The 21498-nt window shown below is 61.1% G+C and carries 25 protein-coding genes; 10 read left to right on the plus strand and 15 right to left on the minus strand.

Going from position 1 to position 21498, the window contains the following annotated elements:
* Position 1: 1 nt before the first annotated feature.
* The 3 genes from modB to J3P86_RS10655 form a co-directional block, all read right to left on the minus strand.
* The gene (modB, locus tag J3P86_RS10645) at positions 2-682 is read right to left on the minus strand and encodes a molybdate ABC transporter permease subunit (RefSeq protein ID WP_434624487.1); all 681 of its coding nucleotides are present in this window, start codon (positions 680-682) and stop codon (positions 2-4) included.
* A complete protein-coding gene (gene modA / locus J3P86_RS10650; protein WP_434700168.1) occupies positions 682-1434 on the minus strand; it encodes a molybdate ABC transporter substrate-binding protein in 753 nt (250 codons plus the stop codon). Before modA ends, modB begins: the two co-directional genes overlap by 1 nt.
* A gap of 238 nt (positions 1435-1672) precedes the next feature.
* Complete coding sequence (locus tag J3P86_RS10655) at positions 1673-2734, minus strand: NAD(P)H-dependent flavin oxidoreductase (protein ID WP_434624483.1); 1062 nt, start codon at positions 2732-2734, stop codon at positions 1673-1675.
* Positions 2735-2883: 149 nt separating this feature from the next.
* Here J3P86_RS10655 and J3P86_RS10660 point away from each other — a divergent pair, with 149 nt between their 5' ends.
* Entirely contained in the window at positions 2884-3372 is a 489-nt protein-coding gene (locus tag J3P86_RS10660; RefSeq protein WP_434700169.1) for a GyrI-like domain-containing protein, read from the plus strand.
* Here the strand turns inward: J3P86_RS10660 and ada are convergent.
* The 5 genes from ada to J3P86_RS10685 all read right to left on the minus strand — a co-directional run bounded on the left by ada (position 3336) and on the right by J3P86_RS10685 (position 6623).
* The gene (ada, locus tag J3P86_RS10665; protein WP_434624479.1) at positions 3336-4409 is read right to left on the minus strand and encodes a bifunctional DNA-binding transcriptional regulator/O6-methylguanine-DNA methyltransferase Ada; all 1074 of its coding nucleotides are present in this window, start codon (positions 4407-4409) and stop codon (positions 3336-3338) included. The genes J3P86_RS10660 and ada overlap by 37 nt on opposite strands.
* Positions 4410-4496: 87 nt before the next feature.
* Positions 4497-5174, minus strand: coding sequence for a DNA oxidative demethylase AlkB (alkB, locus tag J3P86_RS10670; protein WP_434700623.1), 678 nt, complete (start codon positions 5172-5174; stop codon positions 4497-4499).
* On the minus strand, positions 5164-5883 hold the full coding sequence (locus tag J3P86_RS10675; protein ID WP_434700171.1) for a 2OG-Fe(II) oxygenase: 720 nt from the start codon (positions 5881-5883) through the stop codon (positions 5164-5166). Before J3P86_RS10675 ends, alkB begins: the two co-directional genes overlap by 11 nt.
* A gap of 236 nt (positions 5884-6119) precedes the next feature.
* The gene (locus J3P86_RS10680; RefSeq protein ID WP_305495364.1) at positions 6120-6290 is read right to left on the minus strand and encodes a hypothetical protein; all 171 of its coding nucleotides are present in this window, start codon (positions 6288-6290) and stop codon (positions 6120-6122) included.
* Positions 6291-6320: 30 nt separating this feature from the next.
* Positions 6321-6623 (minus strand): DUF1883 domain-containing protein, encoded by a 303-nt coding sequence (locus J3P86_RS10685; RefSeq protein ID WP_434700173.1) that lies wholly within the window; start codon positions 6621-6623, stop codon positions 6321-6323.
* 204 nt (positions 6624-6827) lie between these two features.
* Between J3P86_RS10685 and J3P86_RS10690 the strand changes: the two genes are divergently transcribed.
* The gene (locus J3P86_RS10690; protein WP_434568904.1) at positions 6828-7178 is read left to right on the plus strand and encodes a hypothetical protein; all 351 of its coding nucleotides are present in this window, start codon (positions 6828-6830) and stop codon (positions 7176-7178) included.
* Between the two features lie 111 nt (positions 7179-7289).
* The gene (locus J3P86_RS10695) at positions 7290-7520 is read left to right on the plus strand and encodes a hypothetical protein (RefSeq protein ID WP_305495360.1); all 231 of its coding nucleotides are present in this window, start codon (positions 7290-7292) and stop codon (positions 7518-7520) included.
* Positions 7521-7535: 15 nt separating this feature from the next.
* Here the strand turns inward: J3P86_RS10695 and J3P86_RS10700 are convergent, their stop codons facing one another.
* Positions 7536-7817 (minus strand): hypothetical protein, encoded by a 282-nt coding sequence (locus tag J3P86_RS10700; protein WP_305495358.1) that lies wholly within the window; start codon positions 7815-7817, stop codon positions 7536-7538.
* A gap of 106 nt (positions 7818-7923) precedes the next feature.
* Positions 7924-8139, minus strand: a complete 216-nt coding sequence (locus tag J3P86_RS10705) for a hypothetical protein (RefSeq protein ID WP_305495356.1) — start codon at positions 8137-8139, stop codon at positions 7924-7926.
* Positions 8140-8371: 232 nt separating this feature from the next.
* Between J3P86_RS10705 and galU the strand changes: the two genes are divergently transcribed.
* From galU to ahpF, 4 genes are all read left to right on the plus strand, one after another.
* Positions 8372-9211, plus strand: coding sequence for a UTP--glucose-1-phosphate uridylyltransferase GalU (gene galU / locus J3P86_RS10710; protein ID WP_039592970.1), 840 nt, complete (start codon positions 8372-8374; stop codon positions 9209-9211).
* A 362-nt stretch (positions 9212-9573) separates the two neighbouring features.
* Complete coding sequence (gorA, locus tag J3P86_RS10715) at positions 9574-10929, plus strand: glutathione-disulfide reductase (RefSeq protein WP_434700174.1); 1356 nt, start codon at positions 9574-9576, stop codon at positions 10927-10929.
* A 232-nt stretch (positions 10930-11161) separates the two neighbouring features.
* A complete protein-coding gene (ahpC, locus tag J3P86_RS10720; RefSeq protein ID WP_011061677.1) occupies positions 11162-11725 on the plus strand; it encodes an alkyl hydroperoxide reductase subunit C in 564 nt (187 codons plus the stop codon).
* 123 nt (positions 11726-11848) lie between these two features.
* Entirely contained in the window at positions 11849-13411 is a 1563-nt protein-coding gene (ahpF, locus tag J3P86_RS10725; protein ID WP_434605069.1) for an alkyl hydroperoxide reductase subunit F, read from the plus strand.
* Positions 13412-13604: 193 nt separating this feature from the next.
* On the opposite strand, the gene gloA is transcribed toward ahpF, so the two are convergent.
* Positions 13605-14126, minus strand: coding sequence for a lactoylglutathione lyase (gloA, locus tag J3P86_RS10730; RefSeq protein WP_434603941.1), 522 nt, complete (start codon positions 14124-14126; stop codon positions 13605-13607).
* A gap of 193 nt (positions 14127-14319) precedes the next feature.
* Here gloA and J3P86_RS10735 point away from each other — a divergent pair, with 193 nt between their 5' ends.
* On the plus strand, positions 14320-14856 hold the full coding sequence (locus J3P86_RS10735; protein WP_434700625.1) for a DUF4946 domain-containing protein: 537 nt from the start codon (positions 14320-14322) through the stop codon (positions 14854-14856).
* 86 nt (positions 14857-14942) lie between these two features.
* Here J3P86_RS10735 and J3P86_RS10740 read toward each other — a convergent pair whose 3' ends face one another.
* The 3 genes from J3P86_RS10740 to J3P86_RS10750 form a co-directional block, all read right to left on the minus strand.
* Positions 14943-15308 carry a histone-like nucleoid-structuring protein, MvaT/MvaU family gene (locus J3P86_RS10740; protein ID WP_434631379.1) on the minus strand — a complete coding sequence of 122 codons (366 nt, stop codon included), beginning with the start codon at positions 15306-15308 and terminating at the stop codon, positions 14943-14945.
* A 204-nt stretch (positions 15309-15512) separates the two neighbouring features.
* The gene (locus J3P86_RS10745; protein ID WP_434700175.1) at positions 15513-17075 is read right to left on the minus strand and encodes an EAL domain-containing protein; all 1563 of its coding nucleotides are present in this window, start codon (positions 17073-17075) and stop codon (positions 15513-15515) included.
* 85 nt (positions 17076-17160) lie between these two features.
* Positions 17161-18024, minus strand: coding sequence for a LysR family transcriptional regulator (locus tag J3P86_RS10750; RefSeq protein ID WP_434700176.1), 864 nt, complete (start codon positions 18022-18024; stop codon positions 17161-17163).
* 96 nt (positions 18025-18120) lie between these two features.
* On the opposite strand from J3P86_RS10750, the gene J3P86_RS10755 reads away from it, so the two are divergent.
* On the plus strand, positions 18121-19065 hold the full coding sequence (locus tag J3P86_RS10755) for a DMT family transporter (protein WP_434700177.1): 945 nt from the start codon (positions 18121-18123) through the stop codon (positions 19063-19065).
* Positions 19066-19316: 251 nt separating this feature from the next.
* Positions 19317-20393 carry a 4-hydroxyphenylpyruvate dioxygenase gene (hppD, locus tag J3P86_RS10760; protein WP_434700178.1) on the plus strand — a complete coding sequence of 359 codons (1077 nt, stop codon included), beginning with the start codon at positions 19317-19319 and terminating at the stop codon, positions 20391-20393.
* Between the two features lie 156 nt (positions 20394-20549).
* Here the strand turns inward: hppD and rarD are convergent, their stop codons facing one another.
* The gene (gene rarD / locus J3P86_RS10765) at positions 20550-21434 is read right to left on the minus strand and encodes an EamA family transporter RarD (RefSeq protein WP_434700179.1); all 885 of its coding nucleotides are present in this window, start codon (positions 21432-21434) and stop codon (positions 20550-20552) included.
* Positions 21435-21498 lie beyond the last annotated feature (64 nt).

Below are 21498 nucleotides of genomic sequence, written 5' to 3' on the forward strand. Positions count from 1 at the left end.
CTCAGCTCCAGCCGGCACGGGTGCGGCGGCTGGAGTACAGCGCCAGCAGCACCAGGAAGGAAAACCCCAGCATCGCCGCCGCCAGCCAATGGGCCTGGGCATATTCGAGGGCTTCGACATGGTCGTAGATCTGCACCGACACCACCCGGGTCTTTTCCGGGATGTTGCCGCCGATCATCAGCACCACGCCGAATTCACCGACCGTGTGGGCGAAACCGAGAATCGCCGCGGTGATGAAACCGGGTCGGGCCAAGGGCAGGATAACGTGGAAAAAAGTATCCCATGGACCCGCTCGCAGCGTGGCGGCGACTTCCAGTGGACGATTGCCGATGGCGGAAAACGCGTTCTGCAAGGGCTGGACAACAAACGGCATGGAATAGATCACCGAGCCGATCACCAACCCGGTAAAGCTGAAGGTGAGGGTGCCCAGGCCGAGAGCCTGGGTGAACTGGCCGATCCAGCCGTTCGGACCCAGCGCCAGCAACAGATAAAAGCCGATCACGGTGGGCGGCAACACCAGCGGCAGGGCCACCACCGCGCCCACCGGCCCGCGCAGCCAGGATCGGGTGCGCGACAGCCACAGGGCGATGGGCGTGCCGATGAGCAGCAGGATCACCGTGGTCAGCGACGCCAGTTTCAGCGTCAACCAGATGGCCGCGTAATCGGCGCCGGTCAGCGGCATCAGCGTTGATAACCGAAGGACTGGATGATGGCGGCGGCTTGCGGGCCCTTGAGGTATTCCATCAAGGCCAGGGCGGCAGGGTTGTCCCGGCCTTTAGCGAGAATCACCGCGTCCTGTTTGATCGGAGCATGCAGCTCGGCCGGGACGATCCATGCCGAACCGCTTGCCAGCTTGCCGTCCTTGTACACCTGGGACAGAGCGACGAAGCCCAGTTCGGCGTTGCCGGTGGAGACGAACTGATAGGCCTGGGTGATGTTCTGGCCTTCGACGAGCTTGTTCTTGACCGGCGCGGACAGCCCGAGTTTTTCCAGGACCTGGGTCGCGGCCAGGCCATACGGCGCGGTTTTCGGATTGGCGATGGACAGGTGCGTGAATGCATTGTCGCGCAGGACCTGGCCCTGGTTGTCGACGTAGTTGTCCGTGGCCGACCACAGCGCCAACGTGCCGATGGCGTAGGTGAAGCGCGAGCCCTTGACGGTAGCGCCTTCGCTTTCGAGCCTGGCCGGGGTGGTGTCGTCGGCGGCGAGGAAGACTTCGAAGGGCGCACCATTCTGGATCTGCGTATAAAACTGCCCGGTCGCGCCATAGGCGGCTATCAGCTTGTGGCCGGTGTCTTTTTCGAAATCGGCGGCGATGGCCTGTATCGGCGCAGTGAAGTTGGCAGCGACGGCTACCTGCACCTCGTCGGCTTGAGCGGCACTGACACAAAAGCAGGTAGCCAGCAGCAGCCGGGCGAAAGGGTTCGAGCGCATGGGCAGGGTTCCGTGGGGATGGGTTCGCTATATAGCAGAATATATAGCGAATGCTTGGGAAACGGAACGCGGTATTTTGTCGGGTTTGGCGGTGATACGACTGGCCTCATCGCGAGCAAGCTCGCTCCCACAGGTTTTCAAGGCGTCGCAAGATCGTTATTCAACCCACATCCCCTGTGGGAGCGAGCTTGCTCGCGATAGCGTCCTTGAAAGCGCCGCAGACGCTCAGTCGACGAAGTCAGCCCTTGAACCGCGCCAGCGCTTCTTCGGCCAAGCGCCGGGTCAGTTCGCCGCTCGGCAGCTCACGCCCCAGGGGAAACGCCTGGCCGGCCCAGAGGTTGGCGAAATCTGCTTCGTCTTTCGCCCGCAGCGGCATCAAGGCGCCGCCCGCCAGGGGGAAAGCCGGCGCGAGCGGGCTCATCGGGCCGACCTCGCGCATCACCCGGTTGACGATGCCCCGGGCCGGGCGGCCGGTGAACAGGTTGGTGACGGCGGTCTGGCTTTCCCTGGCCGTGCGCAGCGCCCGGTGGTGGGAAGGTGTGACCTTGGCTTCCGGCGTGAACAGATAAGCGCTGCCCAACTGCACCGCCGACGCGCCCAGGGCAAACGCCGCGACAATCCCGCGCGCGTCGCCGATCCCGCCGGTGGCGATCACCGGCACCTTCACCGCATCCACCACTTGCGGCAGCAGGGCGAACAGACCCACCTGGGTGTTGAGGTCCTCGCTCAGGAACATCCCGCGATGACCGCCGGCCTCATAGCCCATGGCGATGATCGCGTCGCAGCCGTGCTGTTCGAGCCAGATGGCTTCTTCGACGGTGGTGGCCGAGGAGAGGATCTTCGCGCCGGTGGCCTTGACCCGATCCAGCAAGGTTTTTTCCGGCAGGCCGAAGTGGAAGCTGACCACCTTGGGCCGCAGTTCCTCGAGCACGCGGCAGGCCGCATCATCGAACGGGGTGCGATTGGACACCGGCGTCGGCGCTTCGAAGTCGGCGCCCAGTTCTTCGTAATAAGGCTTGAGCCGCTGTTTCCAGGCCTCGGCCCGTTGTTCATCGAACGCCGGTGGCTGGTGCGAGAAAAAATTCACGTTGAACGGTTTGTCGGTCTGTTCGCTGATGGTCGTCAGCGCCTGGCGCAGTTGCTCCACGTCGAGCATCGCCGCCGGCATCGAGCCCAGCCCGCCGGCATTGCAGGTGGCGACTACCATGGCCGGACCGGTTACGCCGGCCAGAGGCCCCTGGATGATGGGCAGCTCGATGCCGAGCAGGTCGAGAATGCGGGTGTCTGGCCACTGACTCATGTTCGGGTGTCTCCGACGGCAGAAGGAAAGCGTGTTTTTAGCAGGTGTCGCCCGGCCAGGGCCAGTCGAGTTTTTCAATCGATGCCCGGGTTTGATCCGAGCGACGGGATGGGTACCATGCGGGCTTACCCCATCAAGGAGCTCGATCCATGGACGTGAAACTCAAGATCGTCGAACCCTTCACCGTCGCCGGTTTGCAGGTGCGCACCCGCAATGCCGACGAGCAGCAAGGCGACACGGCAAAGATCGGCCCGATGTGGCAGCAGTTCTTCACCGAAGGGCTGTTCGAAAACGTTCCGGCCCGGCAGTCCGAGTCGTTCGTCTATGGGGTGTATTCCGATTACGAGTCCGATGCCACCGGCTACTTCAACGTGACGGCCGGTGTGCAGGTCGATGCCACGAGCGCAGGTTACCCCGCCGTGGACGTCGAGGGCGGGGATTACCTGGTGTTTTCGGCCAAGGGGCCGATGCCCGATTGCGTGATCCAGGCCTGGGGCCTGATCTGGGCGTACTTCGCCGATAACCCGCGAACCGTGCGCCGGTTCACCACCGATTTCGAGGTCTACAACGCGCCCGACTCGGTGGCGATCTATATCGGCGTTCAGTCTGCCGACGAACGTTCCAGCGCCAGCAGCTGACGCTTGCGCTCGACGCCCCAGCGATAGCCCGAGAGGTTGCCGTCGCTGCGCACCACCCGGTGGCAGGGGATCGCCACGGCGAGGCTGTTGGCACCGCAGGCCTGGGCCACGGCGCGAACGGCCTTGGGCAGGCCGATGCGCTGGGCAATCTCAGCGTAGCTGGCGGTGCTGCCCGGCGGAATCTCCCGCAGGGCTTGCCAGACCCGTTCCTGAAAGGCCGTGCCGCGCAGGTCCAGCGGCAAGTCGAGGCCCAGGGCCGGTGCTTCGATGAATCCCACGACCTGGGCAATCAACTGCTCGAATTCCCGGTCGGCGCCGATGAGGTTGGCGCGGCGGAATTTGTCCTGCAGGTCGCGTACCAGTGCGTCCGGATCGTCCCCCAGCAGAATCGCGCACACGCCACGGTCGCTTTGCGCCACCAGGATCGCCCCCAGGGAGCACTGGCCGACGGCGAAGCGAATGTCGGTGTTCTGCCCGGCGGCGCGGTAGTCGGCCGGTTTCATGCCGAGGACTTTGTCGGCGGCTTCATAGAAGCGGCTGTTGGAATTGAAACCGGCGTCATACAGCGCCTCGGTCACCGTCCCGGCTTCGGCCAGGCGTTCGCGCACTTTGCGCGAGCGGTGGGCGGCGGCGTAGGCCCTGGGCGTCAGGCCGGTGACAGACTTGAAAACGCGATGGAAATGAAAAGGGCTCAAACCCGCGCTCAGCGCCAGTTCATTCAGGCCTGGCAGTTCCTCGGCGGCCTCGATCTGCCGGCAGGCCGCCGCGACCCGGGCGGCCTGTTGCGCGGCGATCTGGGTCTGGTCCCTGGCCAGGCGTTTGCTGGGGCGATAGCCGGCCGCCTGGGCCTGTTCCGGCGTGTCGAAGAATTCGACGTTACGCGGGTTGGGCAAGCGCGACAGGCTGCTGGGGTGGCAGTAGATACCGGTGGTTTTCACGCCATAGACAAATTGCCCGTCGGCACGCGGGTCCCGGGCAAGCACGGCGGCCCAGCGGGGATCCTGTTCAGAGGCGAGAGTGTTTGAAGTGCTGTTCATGGTCGTTATTCCATTGGCCCGTTTTGCCTACAGTAGCGAGCCATCCAGGTGGCGACACTCCGGGTCTTGCGGTTGAATTCTGCGCTGTTATCCGGCCATGCGGAACGTCAGATTGATCCGCTGGGCACCCAGCGTCGGATGCTCTCCCGGCTTGAGTGGCAGCACGCCGTGGTAACGCAAGCGATCCACACCGCCCCAGACCACGATGTCGCCGTGGAACAGCGCAATGCGCTGGCTTTTGTCGCTGCGCTCGAACCCGCCGAACTGGAACATCGCCGGCAGGCCCAGGGAGAGCGAGACGACGGGGGCCGTCAGGGAGCGTTCGTTCTTGTCCTGGTGCAGCGACATTCGGGCGCCGGGCACGTAGCGGTTGATCAGGCAGGCATCGGGCTCGAAATGTTCGAACCCCGCCTGCCGGGCGGCGTTACGGGCCAGGTCGCGAAACAGCTGTGGCATGTCGGGCCAGGGCTGGCCGGTCTGCGGATCGTGGGCCGTGTAGCGATAGCCGCTGCGGTCGGTGGTCCAGCCGAGCGCGCCGCAACTGGTCAAGGCCACCGACATGGTAAAGCCGCCGGGCGTGACCATCTGCCGGAATGGCGCCGCCTGCAAGACGCTTTCCAGCGCCGGCAGCACGCGGTCGAGCCAGGGCAGGGCAAACCCGCGTAATACGAAGGATTGCTGGCCGATCTGTTCGACCTCGCCGGGCGTGGTGGGCGGTTGGTCGGCGAACAGATCCAGGGTGATGGGCGTGTGGTCATTGCGCATCATGAAAAATGATCCCAAGTGTATGCCGGCGGCCGCTGTGCAAGCGGCTGACGCCATGGCGCAGGTTCACTCGATAATAACCGCGAACGCCGTTGACGGGTCGCTGGTGTACGGCGAACACCACGGCGTCGCCCTGTTTCAGATCGATGACTTGTGGTCGTGACTGCATGCGCGGGCGCTGTTCGGTGAGGACAAATTCGCCGCCGGCAAAGTCCTCGCCCGGTTCCGCCAGCAGGATCGCCACCTGCAACGGGAATACGTGCTCGCCGTACAGGTCCTGATGCAGGCAATTGTAGTCCTGCGGGCCATATTGCAGCAGCAGCGGCGTAGGGCGTTGTTGGCCGGCGTCGTGGCAGCGCCGGATGAAATCGGCGTGCTGCTCGGGATAGCGCACTGGCAGGCCCATGCAATCGTTCCAGCGGTTGGCCAGCGGCACCAGCCGCGGATACAGCGATTGACGTAGTTGCTGGACAACCTTGGGCAGCGGATAAGCAAAGTACTGGTACTCGCCGCGTCCGAATCCATGACGGGCCATCACCACGCGGGAACGAAACAGCCCCGGGTCGCTGTACAAGCCTCGCAGCTCCAGGCACAACGCTGCCGGCAGCAGGTTGCGAATGATCGCGCAGCCGTCCTGGTCGAGGTCTTGTTCCAGGGCGGGCCAGTCGAGGTCGGCGATGGGGCGGGGCAGGGAGGACTTAGGGGGCATGATGGCAATCCTTGGTGGGAGGACTGCCCAGTCTGAGCACTACCGCGTCGCCCGCACCCCGAATCTTGCGGTGTGATGAGCTCTTGTGGTGAGGGGATTTATCCCCGCTGGGCTGCGCAGCAGCCCTAAAAACCTGTTACCGCATTGCAGCAGGCGAACCGTGGATGCAGGCCTACGACTGCTGCGCAGCCGAGCGGGGATAAATCCACTCGCCACGGATGTACATGGCTGCGTCTTTATAGGGCCTTGCTGACCTTGAGGTCGCTGATCACATCATCGCTCTCGCCATGCAACTTCTTCAGCTCTGCCAGGGCTTCTTCCTCGGTGCCATTTTGCAACTGCGCGAACTCGAAGCGGCGTTCGCCGTTGAGCTTGTACTTGATGACGTATTTGGTCGTCTGGGCCACGGTTATTCCTGTCTTCGTCTGGGACGCTGCTCAGCTCAGTTTCGAGCTGGAGCGCCGGATGATCTTGATCTTGTGGGTCAGGGTCGGCTTGCGGGTAACGCTGATGGCGCGACGGTTGACGGTGTCGATGGTGATGTTCCAGAAGCCTGTGCTCGGTGCGGTGATCCGGGCCGGGAACGTGTCGAACGAGCCGCCATGGTACGTGTGCCGGCCACCGTTCTTGAAGCTGCGGAAATTGGCGTCGTTCATCAAACGGATGTTGCACATTTGGGAGCATTCGATAACGACGATATCGTCCTCGTTGAGGTGCTCGCGCTGGTGGATGAATTTCAAGGGTGCCTCCAGAAGGGCATTTCTTGCCGGGTCAGGACAGAATATGAAGCAAATAATGGCGCGCAGTTTATCAGCACCACGGGTTAATATCCGACCCCTGTCCCAGGCTGGGCTGATTTATTACCGGCCACTGGGTAAAAAAGCGCAGCGCAGGGGAGAAAAGCAGTGTTTATGCTGTCGGAGGGTCTTTATCGGAGGAATCGTATGAAGCGCAGCGTGTGGGTATTGGCCTTGGCCCTGAGTGGATGTGCGTCGGTATCGGACATCAACCAGACACCGCCCACCATGAGCGTCATCTCCGGAAAGAAGCCCCATGAATACGCCCGGTGTGTTGCCGACAAGCTGCTCGAGAGCCGTGGCCCGCTGCAAATGGAGCCGCATAAAAACGGCGTTCGGGTGATCGTTCCCGGCAAGCTGTCGGCGCTGCCGGCGGCGGTGTTCGACATCGACGAGCGCTCCAGCGGCAGCAGCATCAAGCTGCATGAAAGCATGTCCAACGTGCCCGTGCGCCCAGGGGATGTACAGGACGCGGCCAACGCCTGCATTTCCGGTTGAGCGTGGTCTCGGCCTGACGGATCGCCAGGCATCGGTTAAACTGCCACCCTCGATACAAGAATGCCGCCACGGTCGCCGTTGGCGGCATTGTCATTTATGGAGCCCCGGTCAATGAAACGCGAACAGGTGCGCGAGCGCCATGCAGAAGGCCTGATCTGCGCCACCCATGTGATCCAGAACCCTGGGAGCCCGGGCGAGTGGATCGTGTTCTTCAAGAAAAGCGCCGGGCGCAGTTTTTTTCTGGTGGACGACCAGGACGAAGTTGAATCCTTCTCCCGGCTCGACGACCTGATCGAGACCTTGCGGGGCCTGGGGATCAAGTTCGCCGAGATTCACATCTAGTTTATTTGCCCACTTTTATTTGCACACCACGACGACACTGCGGCTGCTGAAGTTGCCCACGTCGACCCCCAGAGTCTTTTCGCTTTCCTTGGCTTGTGGTGTGCCGTCGGTGCCGACGATGCGATAACCCGTGCCGGCGCAGGACGCATCGGCTTTTTCGTAGCAGGTCGCCCAGGAATTGGCTTCGCCCGAGCAGTCGATGGCCAGGCCTTGTTCACCGTTGGCCAGGTAGGTTTTTTCCGCTGAGGCACAGCCCGCCAGGGCCAGGACTGTAAACAGCGCCAGAAGTGTTTTCATGGGATCGTCATCGAGAGGGGGGAGGAATGGCGCGAGATTATAGCGAATGGCCATTCCGGTACAGCTAAACCACAGTTCCCATCAAGGCAATGATGGGATCGCCCGACTATTTCTTGCGGCGAGTATTGCGTGCCGGAGCCTTTTCGCGCTCCCGGGGCGCCGGGGCAGAGCGTTCATCCTGGAATACCGCAGCCACTTCCACCGCCATGGCCTTGCTGGGCAAGGGGCCGGCGACCTGTTCACCGTGGTAATTGGTAATCCACCACTGGCCGTCCTTGTCCTGGCTGACCGAGTAACCGTTTGCGTTTGGAGTTGCCGACATCTAATTGCCTCGTTGGCGTGATCAAGGCGGCCATGATACGTCAAAAGCTCGCAAACAGCGCCCATGGGCGTACAGTGAGACCGCTGGAACCATCGAAGCGAAAGGCGATTGAACTATCCGCCGGTTTATTTCTCTATGATGGCATCGGTTGGCCAGCGTGGGCATTGTAAGGTGCCTGCGGCCTGATTAGACTGCGCCGAAACTCGTACATACCGCCTTTTCAAGGACTTATATGATCAAGAAATGCTTGTTCCCAGCAGCCGGTTACGGTACTCGCTTCCTGCCAGCGACTAAAGCCATGCCCAAAGAAATGCTGCCGGTGGTGAACAAGCCACTGATCCAGTACGGTGTCGAAGAAGCCCTTGACGCAGGCCTGACGGAAATTTCCATCGTCACCGGCCGTGGCAAGCGCGCCCTGGAAGACCATTTCGACATCAGCTACGAGCTGGAAAACCAGATCAAGGGCACCGACAAGGAAAAATACCTGGTCGGCATCCGCAAGCTGCTGGACGAGTGCTCGTTCTCCTATACCCGCCAGACCGAAATGAAAGGCCTGGGCCACGCGATCCTGACCGGTCGCCCGCTGATCGGTGACGAACCGTTCGCCGTGGTGCTGGCGGATGACTTGTGCGTCAACCTCGAAGGCGACGGCGTACTGACCCAGATGGTCAAGCTGTACAAGCAGTTCCGCTGCTCCATCGTGGCGATCCAGGAAGTGGATCCGCAGGAAACCAACAAGTACGGTGTGATCGCCGGCGAGATGATCCGCGAAGACATCTACCGGGTTCACAGCATGGTCGAGAAGCCAAAGCCTGAAGACGCACCGTCGAACCTGGCGATCATCGGCCGCTACATCCTGACTCCGGACATCTTCGACCTGATCGAACAGACCGAGCCAGGCAAGGGCGGTGAAATCCAGATCACCGACGCGCTGATGAAACAAGCCCAGAACGGCTGCGTGATGGCCTACAAGTTCAAGGGCAAGCGTTTCGACTGCGGTGGCGCCGAAGGTTACATCGACGCGACCAACTTCTGCTTCGAGAACTTCTACAAGACCGGCAAGGCTTACTGATAGCCTGCACCGTGCCTTGAAAAAACGCCCCGACTGGTTCGGGGCGTTTTTTTTGCCTGGATTTTCTGTACCACACAGAAAGAAACCTGTGGCGAGGGGATTTATCCCCGTCGGGCTGCGCAGCGGCCCCAAAGGTCCGAATGCGATCAGTCTGATACATAATGGACTCAAATTTCAGGGCCGCTGCGCAGCCCAGCGGGGATAAATCCCCTCGCCACAAGGATGAGCCAGTCTTGGCTAATCACGCTGCCACCGGTTGGCTTTTGCGCTTGCGCCCCCATAATCATTTCCATCGCTGCCCGATCGGGCTGCTCCATGCAGGAACAGCAGGTATGCTGACGGCCTGCCGAAGGAGATGAATGATGGCCTACGATTTTGACCTGTATGTGATTGGCGCCGGTTCCGGCGGTGTTCGAGCCGCACGGTTTGCCGCCGGTTTTGGAGCCAAGGTGGCCGTGGCGGAAAGCCGCTACCTGGGCGGCACCTGCGTGAACGTCGGCTGCGTGCCGAAAAAACTGCTGGTCTACGGCGCGCATTACGCCGAGGACTTCGAGCAAGCGTCGGCCTATGGCTGGACAGCGGGCGAGGCGAGTTTCGACTGGGCCACGCTGATCGCCAACAAGGATCGCGAGATCAATCGCCTCAACGGCATCTATCGCAACCTGCTGGTCAACAGCGGTGTCACTCTGCATGAAGGTCACGCGAAGATTACCGGCCCTCACGAAGTGGAAATCAACGGCCAGCGCCACACCGCACAGCACATCATGATCGCCACGGGCGGCTGGCCGGTGATCCCGGACATTCCGGGGCGCGAGCACGCCATCAGTTCCAACGAGGCGTTTTTTCTCAAATCGCTGCCCAAGCGCATGCTGGTGGTTGGTGGTGGCTATATCGCAGTGGAGTTCGCCGGGATTTTCCATGGCATGGGCGCGCGGACCTCCTTGCTGTATCGCGGCGACCTGTTCCTGCGCGGCTTCGACGGCGCGGTGCGCAAACACCTGGCCGAAGAGCTGCAACGCCGTGGCCTCGACCTGCAATTCAAGGCCGACATCCAGCGCATCGACAAGGAAGCCGACGGCAGCCTGAAGGTGACGCTCAAGGACGGTCGCACGCTGGTCACCGATTGCGTGTTCTACGCCACTGGCCGCCGCCCGATGCTGGACAACCTCGGCCTGGAGAACACCGGCGTCACGCTGGACGACAAGGGTTTTGTGCAGGTCAACGAAAAGTACGAGACCGCCGAGCCGTCGATCCTGGCGATTGGCGACGTGATCGGTCGCGTGCAGTTGACCCCCGTCGCACTGGCCGAAGGCATGGCAGTGGCGCGGCGCCTGTTCAAGCCCGAGCAATACCGTCTGGTGGATTACCGGATGATTCCCACGGCCGTGTTCAGCCTGCCAAACATCGGCACCGTTGGCCTGACTGAAGAGCAGGCCCGGGAGGAGGGCCATGAGGTGCAGATTTTCGAAAGCCGTTTCCGGCCGATGAAGCTGACTCTCACCGAGTGCCAGGAGCGCACGCTGATGAAGCTGGTGGTCGACGCCAGCTCCGACAAGGTGCTGGGTTGCCACATGGTCGGGCCGGACGCCGGGGAAATTGTCCAGGGCCTGGCGATCGCCCTCAAGGCCGGGGCCACCAAGCGCGACTTCGACGAGACCATTGGCGTGCACCCAACCGCCGCCGAAGAATTCGTCACCATGCGCACGCCAACCGCCTGACTGGCGCCTGCGAACCAAGGCTGTGATCCATCGGTCCAGCCTTGTGAACTGTTTGGCAACTGCCACGATCAACAAAGGGTCGCCTGTGGCAGGTCCACAGATTTCTTCTATCTATATAGATTCCTGATAGCCAAAACCAATCATTCGCATGAGCTTTGCCAATGAGCCAGCGGCGGCATGAGTGGCTAAGATTCACTTCATCAACTTCTCAACCCCTGACGGAGAGTCAACGATGCCTATCATCAACAGCCAAGTTAAACCGTTCAAAGCTACCGCTTTCAAAAACGGCGCATTCGTCGAAGTCTCGGACGCCGACCTGAAAGGCAAGTGGTCTGTCGTGTTCTTCTACCCGGCTGACTTCACCTTCGTTTGCCCAACCGAACTGGAAGACCTGGCCGACAACTACGCCGAGTTCCAGAAGCTGGGCGTCGAGATCTACAGCGTGTCGACCGACACTCACTTCGCCCACGCTGCCTGGCACAACACCTCGCCAGCCATCGGCAAGATCCAGTACACCATGATCGGCGACCCGACCCTGGCCATCTCGCGCAACTTCGACGTGCTGATCGAAGAAGCCGGTCTGGCGGATCGCGGTACTTTCGTGATCAACCCTGAAGGCCAGATCAAGATCGTTGAAATCAACGACGGCGGTGTAGGCCGTGACGCTTCCGAGCTGCTGCGCAAGATCAAGGCTGCTCAGTACGTTGCTGCCCACCCAGGCGAAGTCTGCCCAGCCAAGTGGAAAGAAGGCGAGGCCACTCTGGCTCCGTCCCTGGACCTGGTCGGCAAGATCTAAACCAGTGCGTTATCCGAGGGCGATTCGCTCTTAGCCAAGTAAGCCGCTTCGCCCCAAAAAACGCCCGGGCGAGATTCGCTCGGGCGTTGTTTTTTCTGAAATTCAAACATGGAAATCGCCCGTATGTTGGACGCCAATCTTAAAGCTCAGTTGAAGTCATACCTGGAACGGGTCACCCAGCCGATCGAGATCGTTGCATCCCTCGACGACGGTGCGAAATCCCAGGAAATGCTTGCATTACTCAAAGACGTTGCCAGTCTTTCCAACCAGATTACCTTGCTCGACAACGGTACTGATGCGCGCAAGCCATCGTTCTCGTTGAATCGCCCGGGAGCCGATATCAGCCTGCGCTTCGCCGGCATTCCCATGGGGCACGAATTCACTTCGCTGGTGCTGGCCCTGCTGCAAGTCGGCGGCCACCCTTCGAAGGCCAGTGTCGAAGTGATCGAACAGATCCGCTCGCTCAAGGGCGAGTTCAACTTCGAGACGTATTTCTCGCTGTCATGCCAGAACTGCCCGGACGTGGTCCAGGCGTTGAACCTGATGGCGGTGCTGAACCCGAACATCCGTCACGTCGCCATCGACGGCGCGCTGTTCCAGGCCGAAGTCGACGAACGCCAGATCATGGCGGTGCCGAGCATCTACCTGAACGGCGTCAACTTCGGCCAGGGCCGCATGGGCCTGGAAGAAATCCTCGCCAAGATCGACACCAGCGGCATCGAGCGTCAGGCCGAGAAGATCAGCGCCAAGGATGCTTTTGATGTACTGGTGGTCGGCGGTGGCCCGGCCGGTGCTTCGGCAGCGATCTACGCCGCCCGTAAAGGCATCCGCACCGGTGTCGCGGCCGAGCGTTTCGGCGGCCAGGTGCTCGACACCATGGCGATCGAGAACTTCATCTCGGTCCAGGAAACCGAAGGCCCGAAACTGGCCGTCGCCCTGGAAGAGCACGTCAAGCAGTACGACGTCGACATCATGAACCTGCAACGTGCCGACGCTTTGGTCGCTGGCAAAGACGGCGGGCTGCATGAGATCAAGTTCGCCAGCGGTGCGAGCCTCAAGGCCAAGACCGTGATCCTGGCGACCGGTGCCCGCTGGCGTGAAATGAACGTGCCGGGTGAGCAGCAATACCGCAACAAGGGCGTGGCGTACTGCCCGCACTGTGACGGTCCGCTGTTCAAAGGCAAGCGCGTAGCGGTGATCGGCGGCGGCAACTCCGGCGTCGAAGCGGCTATCGACCTCGCGGGTATCGTGGCTCATGTCACCTTGCTGGAGTTCGACGTGCAATTGCGTGCCGACGCGGTGTTGCAGCGCAAACTGCACAGCCTGCCGAACGTGACGGTGATCACCAACGCCCAGACCACCGAAGTGACGGGCGACGGCCAGAAGGTCAACGGTTTGCGCTACAAGGACCGTCCAAGCGGTGAAGTGCGCGACGTGACGCTGGAAGGCATCTTCGTGCAGATCGGCCTGTTGCCAAACACCGATTGGCTCAAGGGCACCGTCGAGCTGTCGCCGCGTGGCGAGATCATCGTCGATGCGCGCGGTGAAACCTCGATTCCGGGTGTGTTCGCCGCCGGTGACGTGACCACCGTGCCGTACAAGCAGATCGTGATCGCCGTGGGCGAGGGTGCCAAGGCTTCGTTGAGCGCCTTCGATCACCTGATCCGTACGTCCGCCCCGGCCTGACGCCAGCCGCTGGAAAAACAAAATCCCATGGGCCACGGCTCATGGGGTTTTTTTTGCATTACGCATAACCCTGTGGGAGCGAGCCTGCTCGCGAAAACGATGGTCCAGCCCACATCGATGTTTAATGTGCCGCAGTCATCGCGAGCAGCCTCGCTCCCACAAGGGCTCCACCATAAGGGGAAGGCCGTGAGGTCTACAGCGGCGCAGGCTGAATGATCTCGACCCAGTAGCCATCCGGGTCCTTGATGAACGCCAGGCTCTTCATGCGGCCATCGCTCAGGCGCTTCTGGAAGTCGCAGCCCAGCGCTTCGAAGCGCTCGCAGGCGGCAACGACGTCCGGCACCGAGATGCAGATGTGGCCGAAACCGCGCGGGTCGCTGTTGCCGTTGTGGTAGGCAAACGCCGGATCGTTTTCTGTGCCATGGTTATGCGTCAGTTCGAGGATGCCGGGGATCGACTTCATCCACTCGGTACGCGCCGCGGCGTCTGCCGGGATCTGGCTCTTGTCGACCAGTGCGAGGAAGTAAAGGCTGAATTCGGCTTCGGGAAAATCGCGTTTTTCCACCAGCGAGAAACCCAGTACACGGGTGTAGAAGTCGAGGGACTTGGTGATGTCCTTGACCCGCAGCATGGTGTGGTTGAAGACGAATCTGGCCGTGGCGGCGTCGGGCTGGGCAGTAACGCCTGGGAAAGTGTCGAGTTCGTGCAGGCTCATGGGCCCTCCGGAAAATAAGTGGGGCAAACGGCGTCGCAACCGGGCTGCGACGGTTCCTGGGCTTGCGTCAGATGGCTTCCTTGCAGGTGCGTCCATGATACGCAAGGCGCGCGCCATCGCCAAACCGCGTGTGGCTATTGCCTGGTGCTGCGGCGGGCTTCAGACTTTACGATTCGTCCTTGAGTGCAACGCAATGATTCGACCTTGTCTTACGCTGTTCATTCTCTTGTCAGCCGGCATTGCGAGTAGCGGTGCCCTTGCGCTCGAACCGCAGGTTGCGTGGCCATCGGGCTGGGTAGTCGAGTCGCTCCCCGCGCCAGCGTCCACACCGGCGAGTGCGCAGTCGATCAGTCGTGAACGCGCGACCAAGAACGATTCCGCGGGTAATGCGGTGATGGTGATGGAACTGACAACCACGCCGGTCGAACCCGATCATCAGGTCAACTTGCAAGGTGTGTTGCTGGAGATGCGAAAATCCGTTCAGAAGGATTTTTTCCAGGGCGGTTATCAAAGCGTCTGCAATAAGATTCATTCTTCCCTGTTGGGCGGGACTGCAGCGCTGGAAACCACTTGCACGATCACGCAGAACGGCAGACACGTGTTGTCTCAAACACTTGTTGCTGCGCTAAAAGAGGGCAGGGCGTATGTGCTGTCCTACGCCGGCCAGGCCCAGGTATTTGATGAAAGCCAGGAGGAAGTTCAGTCTGTAAGAAATAGCCTGAAACTCTAATGCGTCTAATACTCAAGGCTTGATACTGAAGTTGTCCGGCACAAAAAAGCCCTGAACCAGTCAGGGCTTCTCGATAATGCCGATGGTCAACCGCGCAACCAGGAATCAACGGTTTGAGCCCCGTATTGTTCCTTCCACGCTTTCAGGCCGCGGTGGTTGCCGCCCTTGGTTTCGATCAGCTCGCCGGAGTGCGGGTTCTGGTACACCTTGACCACGCGGGCGCGGCGGGTCTTGGTTGGCTTGACCGCCTGCGGGCCGGCCTTGGACGGCTTCGGATCAAGAATGGCGACGATGTCGCGCAAGCTCTTGCCGTAGGTTTTCATCAGCCCCAGGAGCTTTTCTTCAAATTCGATCTCTTTTTTCAGCCCGGCGTCATTCTTCAGAGATTCCAGCTGTTTGAGCTGCTCCTGAAGGGCCCTTTCGGCTGCACGGAATTCAGCGAGTCTGGACAATATCGTTACTCCAATCAAAATGTCTGGCTGATACAAACCGCCAACAAAGCATTAAGCCAAGCGCTTTGTAGCGACTCGATGATAATGACTTCCTGCTCTCTGGCACAGGCAAAAAAATTGTAGTAGTTAATTCAGAAAGTGTAAATCGTAACTTTTTCGTTATGTAACAGGAACAACTGTTCCAACGCGCTTGGTGTGTATCGGTCAATCGAACGGTGTCGTGGGCGGGCTTTTAGCGGCGGTCAGCGCAGCATTGAAGTCTTGGCCACTAATAGGCCGGCCAAACAGATAGCCTTGTAGAAAGTTGACGTTGTGAGCCGTCAGGTAATCGCTTTGCTCAACGGTTTCGACGCCCTCTGCGACGATCTCCAACTGCAGTTTTCCCGACAACTCGATGATGCTGTCCAGGATATGGCGTGACAGCGCATCGGCGCCGATCATCGCGACAAAGCTTTGATCGATTTTCAGAAAATCGACGTTGAACTGCTGCAAGTACCCCAGGCTGGAGTGGCCGGTGCCGAAATCGTCGATGGCGATCTTGACGCCCAGATCGCGCAGCAGCTCGAACAATTGGTGGGTCACCGGGCTCGGTTCGATCAGCTCGCGCTCGGTCAGCTCCAGCACCAGCGTGATGACACCCGGTGGGAACGCGGCCAGGAACTCGCGGCAATCCTCCAGCAGCGCAAGGTCCTTGCAGTGGCGGGCGGTGATATTGATACCGACATGAAACGGCGCCTCCAGCAAGGGCGCGAGCGGCGCCAGCAATTGCCTGGTCTGCTGCATCAGTGCTTGGGTCATCGGCACGATCAGCCCGCTGTGTTCGGCGAGCGGGATAAACAGGTCTGGACGCACCAGGCCTTCCTTGGGGTGGTTCCAGCGCATCAGCACCTCAACCCCGGCCCAACGCTTGTCATCGCCGCGCACCACCGGTTGCAGATACGGCACAAACTCCCCGGCCTCGAGGGCGCGCAGCAGTTCATGGCTGGGGGAGGAGGCGCGTTTCTGTGTCCAATGGGCGAGCAGCGCCGCGATGGCGCCGAAGACAATCAGCAGGCTGAATAGCGGTGGATATTCCCGAGCCATGTAGCGCCAGGTTTCCCCTTCATCGAAGCCGGCTTCGACGCTGAAGGCGTAGCGTGACGAGGCCAACTCGTTGCGAGCTACCTTCTGGGCAGGCGGCGGGGTTTGCCGGACCTTGCCGTCCGCCGCCAGCCAGCTCGGTCCTACTTGCAGCAACAAACGCGTCTCGCCGCCAATCAGGCGCAGGACATTAGCCAGGTGGTAACCGTCCAGTGTCGCCAGTGCCCCTTGCCGGCCCTCGTTGAGCCGGTAGATCAGCAATGCCGTGTCGGGCGTGACCGGGTTGCCGTCCATCAGCCACAGAGTGCCCTGGTGGTAATTGTGCGGGTTGACCGGCTCCTCGAATTCGCCGAACAGCGAGCTGCAGTACAGCGTGTCGTCCCATATCAGGTTGGTCGAACGGACGAAGGGCCGGCGGGTCACCTGGTCACGCAGGGCCAGTTTTACCGCTTCGCAAGGTTGACCGGCCAGGGGCAGCAGTGCGCGCGCCGCCAGCGCGGTATTGTCGAGCATCAGCTCGACTTGCCGGACCAGCTCTCCCGCGGTCTGGCGGGCCTGCTGTTGCAATGTCCGTTCGGCCTGGATATGGAGAATGCCCACTCCCGAGAGCACCGGCAGCACCCCGCAGAGCAGGGTGATCAGGTTGCGACGGGACCGCTTGCGTATCTGTGTGGCGGACAATGGCATCGGTACGACCTTGTTGAGCCTGGGCGGGAAACTGCGTCGATGATAGACGGCCAGGCGGTTGCGCGCCCGCCGGCCTCCAGGTGGCTTATGGTTGCCGGGCGACTTCGATAAATGCCAGCGTCGCGGGCGAGGCCTGGCGGCTGTCCAGCACCGCGAGGCCGATCTGGCGCGGAACGCGCGGCGACAAGGGACGTACGACAAACCCGGGATTTTCCACGGCCGGCAGCGAACCCTCGGAAACCACGGTCACGGCTTCACCCCGGCTGACCACATCCAGCGTGCTGAGCAGTTGCGAACAGCGATAGCGGATATTCGGCGTGAGCCGGGCGGCGCTGAACAGCCGCCCGACCACTTCCGAGGAGCCGGCCTCGGTGAGTATGAAGGGGTCGTTGCACAGCGCCTTGAGCTCCACGCAGGCGCGCTCGGCGAGGGGATGATCGGTGGGCAGCAGGGCGACCATCTGGTCTTCCATCAAGGCGAACGTATCGAAGCGTTCCTCGGGCAGGACCACGAAACCGACGTCGATCCGTCGTTCATCCAGCCATTGCAGCACTTGCCGGTCCGGCCCTTCATCGATGTGCACTTCGATTCCCGGATGCAGGGTGCGGTAGCGCTGCAGGATGGCGGGCAGCAGTTTCATCGACGACGTCGGCCCGAACGAGCCGATGCGCAGGGTTCCACGGCGCATGCCGCGGGCATCCGCGGCCTCCTGTTGCAGGGTATTGGCGAGGCCGAGCATCGCCCGCGCACGCAGCAACAATTGCTGGCCGATGTCGCTGAGCTCGACGAGGGATTGATGACGCCTGAACAGTTCGACGCCCAACTCCTGTTCCAGGGATTTTATCGCGTGGGACACCGCTGACTGGCCGATGCCCAGGCGTGTCGCGGCCGCGGTGAAACCTTGCAGCTCGGCGACCAGCGAAAAGATTTCGAGTTGGGTGAGAGTCATGAGTAAACGCTCATTTTACGATGATGTTCCATGAGCAGAACAATACGCTATCCCAGCGACACGCGGGACATTGATCAATCGCCTATGTGGTGAACCATGAAAGCCCTGGAACAAACTGCCTCGACACCCTCGGACCTGCCGGTCTACCTCAAGCTTGCGATGGTCACGATGATCTGGGGCGGCACCTTTGTTGCCGGCAGGATCCTTGCCGATGCGCTGACGCCGATGTTCGCCGCCAGCTTGCGTTTTCTCCTGGCGAGCATCGCGCTGTTGCTGTTTCTCGGCGTCGCCGGTATCCCCCTGGCCAGGCCCGGCTTGAAGCAGGGCCTGCAACTGGCCGCGCTGGGGTTCTTCGGGATTTTTCTCTACAACCTGTGTTTCTTCCATGGCTTGCAATACATCAACGCGTCGCGCGCCTCGTTGATCGTCGCGTTGAACCCGGCAGTGATCGGCTTGGCCTCCTGGTGCTTGTTCAAGGAACGGTTGGGCCGCTTTAAAGTCGCCGGTATCGTGCTGTGCATCGGCGGGGCGGGGTTGGTCATCATCAGTCGCGAACCGGCGCTGTTGCAGGCGACGGAACAGGCTTGGCGCGGGGATCTGCTGATTTTCGGCTGTGTGCTGGGGTGGGGCATCTATTCGCTGTTTTCCAAAGGCCTGAATGAGAGCCTGGGTCCTTTGCAGACCGTGACCTGGTCGATCCTGCTGGGCACGCTGATGTTGTGGCTGGCGTGCGCAGCCGGCGGTGAGATCCGCTTCGAGGCATTGCGTGGGCTGGACCTCAGGCAATGGTTGAGCCTGCTGTACCTCGGCGTGCTGGGTTCGGCCCTGGCCTATATCGCCTGGTATCAGGGCATCCGCCGGATCGGTGCGACGCGTTCCGGCGTCTTCATTGCGCTCAACCCGCTGACGGCGGTACTGCTGGGCGCGATGCTGCTCGACGAACGGCTCACTTTATTTATGTGCGTAGGCGGCGGGTTGATCCTGGCGGGGATCTTCCTGTGCAACAAACCGCTTGCACGCTCGGCAAAAAAGACGATTTGATACCTGAGGCGGACAAATCCGGTTACGCTGTGTAGAATCGGGTTACGCATATAAGAATAAGGTTTTCTGGCAGCAGAAGCCTCGCCCGCAATAGCCTTGGGTCGACAATGAAGATACTTGGGTTTCAACTGATCTATGGCGACTTCCTCGCCCGCAGTGTCCGCGGCATTTCCTGCGCGCCGCCCCGCGTCCTCAGCATCACTGGCAACTAACGTTTTTTTGTTAATTGATAAGTTTGATGAGGCGCCGACATGGCAGATCTATACGAAAACCCGATGGGCCTGATGGGCTTCGAATTCATTGAATTCGCATCCCCGACCCCGAATACCCTGGAGCCGATCTTCGAGATCATGGGCTTCACCAAGGTGGCCACCCACCGTTCCAAAGACGTGCACCTGTACCGCCAGGGCGCGATCAACCTGATCCTCAACAACGAACCGCACAGCGTGGCGTCCTACTTCGCGGCCGAGCACGGCCCGTCGGTATGCGGCATGGCCTTCCGCGTCAAGGATTCGCAAAAAGCCTACAAGCGGGCCCTGGAACTCGGTGCCCAGCCGATCCACATCGAAACCGGCCCGATGGAGCTGAACCTCCCGGCGATCAAAGGCATTGGCGGCGCGCCGCTGTACCTGATCGACCGTTTTGGCGAAGGCAGCTCGATCTACGACATCGACTTCGTCTTCCTCGAGGGTGTCGATCGCAATCCGGTGGGCGCCGGTCTGAAGATCATCGACCACCTGACCCACAACGTTTATCGCGGGCGCATGGCCTACTGGGCCAACTTCTACGAGAAGCTGTTCAATTTCCGCGAGATTCGTTACTTCGACATCAAGGGCGAATACACCGGCCTGACTTCCAAGGCCATGACAGCCCCGGACGGCATGATCCGCATCCCGCTGAACGAAGAGTCATCCAAGGGCGCCGGGCAGATTGAAGAGTTCCTGATGCAGTTCAATGGCGAAGGCATCCAGCACGTGGCCTTCCTGACCGACGACTTGATCAAGACCTGGGACGCGCTCAAGAAGATCGGCATGCGCTTCATGACCGCGCCGCCGGACACCTATTACGAAATGCTCGAAGGCCGCCTGCCGAACCATGGCGAACCGGTGGCGGAGCTGCAATCGCGGGGCATCCTGCTGGACGGGGCCTCGGAGCAGGGCGACAAGCGCCTGTTGCTGCAGATCTTCTCGGAAACCCTGATGGGGCCGGTGTTCTTCGAGTTCATCCAGCGCAAGGGCGACGATGGCTTCGGCGAGGGCAACTTCAAGGCACTGTTCGAATCGATCGAGCGTGACCAGGTGCGGCGTGGTGTACTCACTACCGAGTAAACCCGACAGGTAAATAAGCCCGCCCGGCAGTGATGCCGGGCGGGCTTTTTGTTGTCGATGCAAGACCCCTGTGGGAGCGAGCCTGCTCGCGAAAGCGCTGTGTCAGTCACCTAAGCCTTCGCGAGCAGGCTCGCTCCCACAGGGGCGGGGGTAGCCTTAAGCCCGGCGCCGCTGCCGCACCAGGTGCCTGAAGCCTTCCAGCACCAGCACGGCCACCGCCAGCCAGATGGGGATATAGGTGAGCCATTCCTCAGCCTCGATGCTTTCCCCCAGCAGCAGCGCCACGCCCAGCAGCAGCACCGGCTCGACATAACTCAACAGCCCGAACAGGCCGAGCGGCAGCAAGCGGCTGGCAACGATGTACGCCACCAACGCCGAGGCGCTGATGACGCCAAGTACCGGAATGAGCAGCGACAGCCACGGGTACTGGTTGAAGACACCAAAGCCTTGCGCTCCGCTCTGCACGAACCAGAGGGCCAACGGCAGCATCAGGGCCATGTCCAGCCAGAGACCGCCCAGGTTGTCGGTCCGGATGCGTTTGCGCAGGATGAAATACAGCGGATAGCCCAGCACGACCAACAGGGTCGCCCAGGACAGACCACCGACTTGCCATAGCTCGTTGAACACGCCGAGCGTAGCGAGCAACACGGCGGCTTTCTGAAAGCGCGAGAGTCGCTCGCCATAGACGATGCGCCCGGTCAGGACCATCGACAGCGGCAGCAGAAAATAACCCAGCGACACGTCCAGGCTGTAGCCGTTGAGCGGCGCCCACATGAACAGCCACAACTGCGCGCCCATCAGCGCCGAAGACGCCATCGCCCCGAGCAGCAGAAGCGGTGTGGCGACCAGGCGCTCGACGAGATCGGCGACGAGCTTCCACTCCCGTGAAATCAGCATGAACGCCGTCATGCAAGGCATCGTCAGCAGCATGCGCCAGCCAAAAATCTCCAGGCCGGTCAGCGGTGCGAGCAGCGAGGTGTAGTAGTACATGACCGCGAACAGGGCGGAGGCCGATACCGATAGAGCGATGCCTTTGGACACTGATGCCTCTTGTTATTGGAATTGCAGCACGGAGTTGTTTACCCGTGCCAAGCGGGAGCAAGCT

Source organism: Pseudomonas sp. D1-1 (assembly GCF_051132225.1).
Taxonomy (GTDB): domain Bacteria; phylum Pseudomonadota; class Gammaproteobacteria; order Pseudomonadales; family Pseudomonadaceae; genus Aquipseudomonas.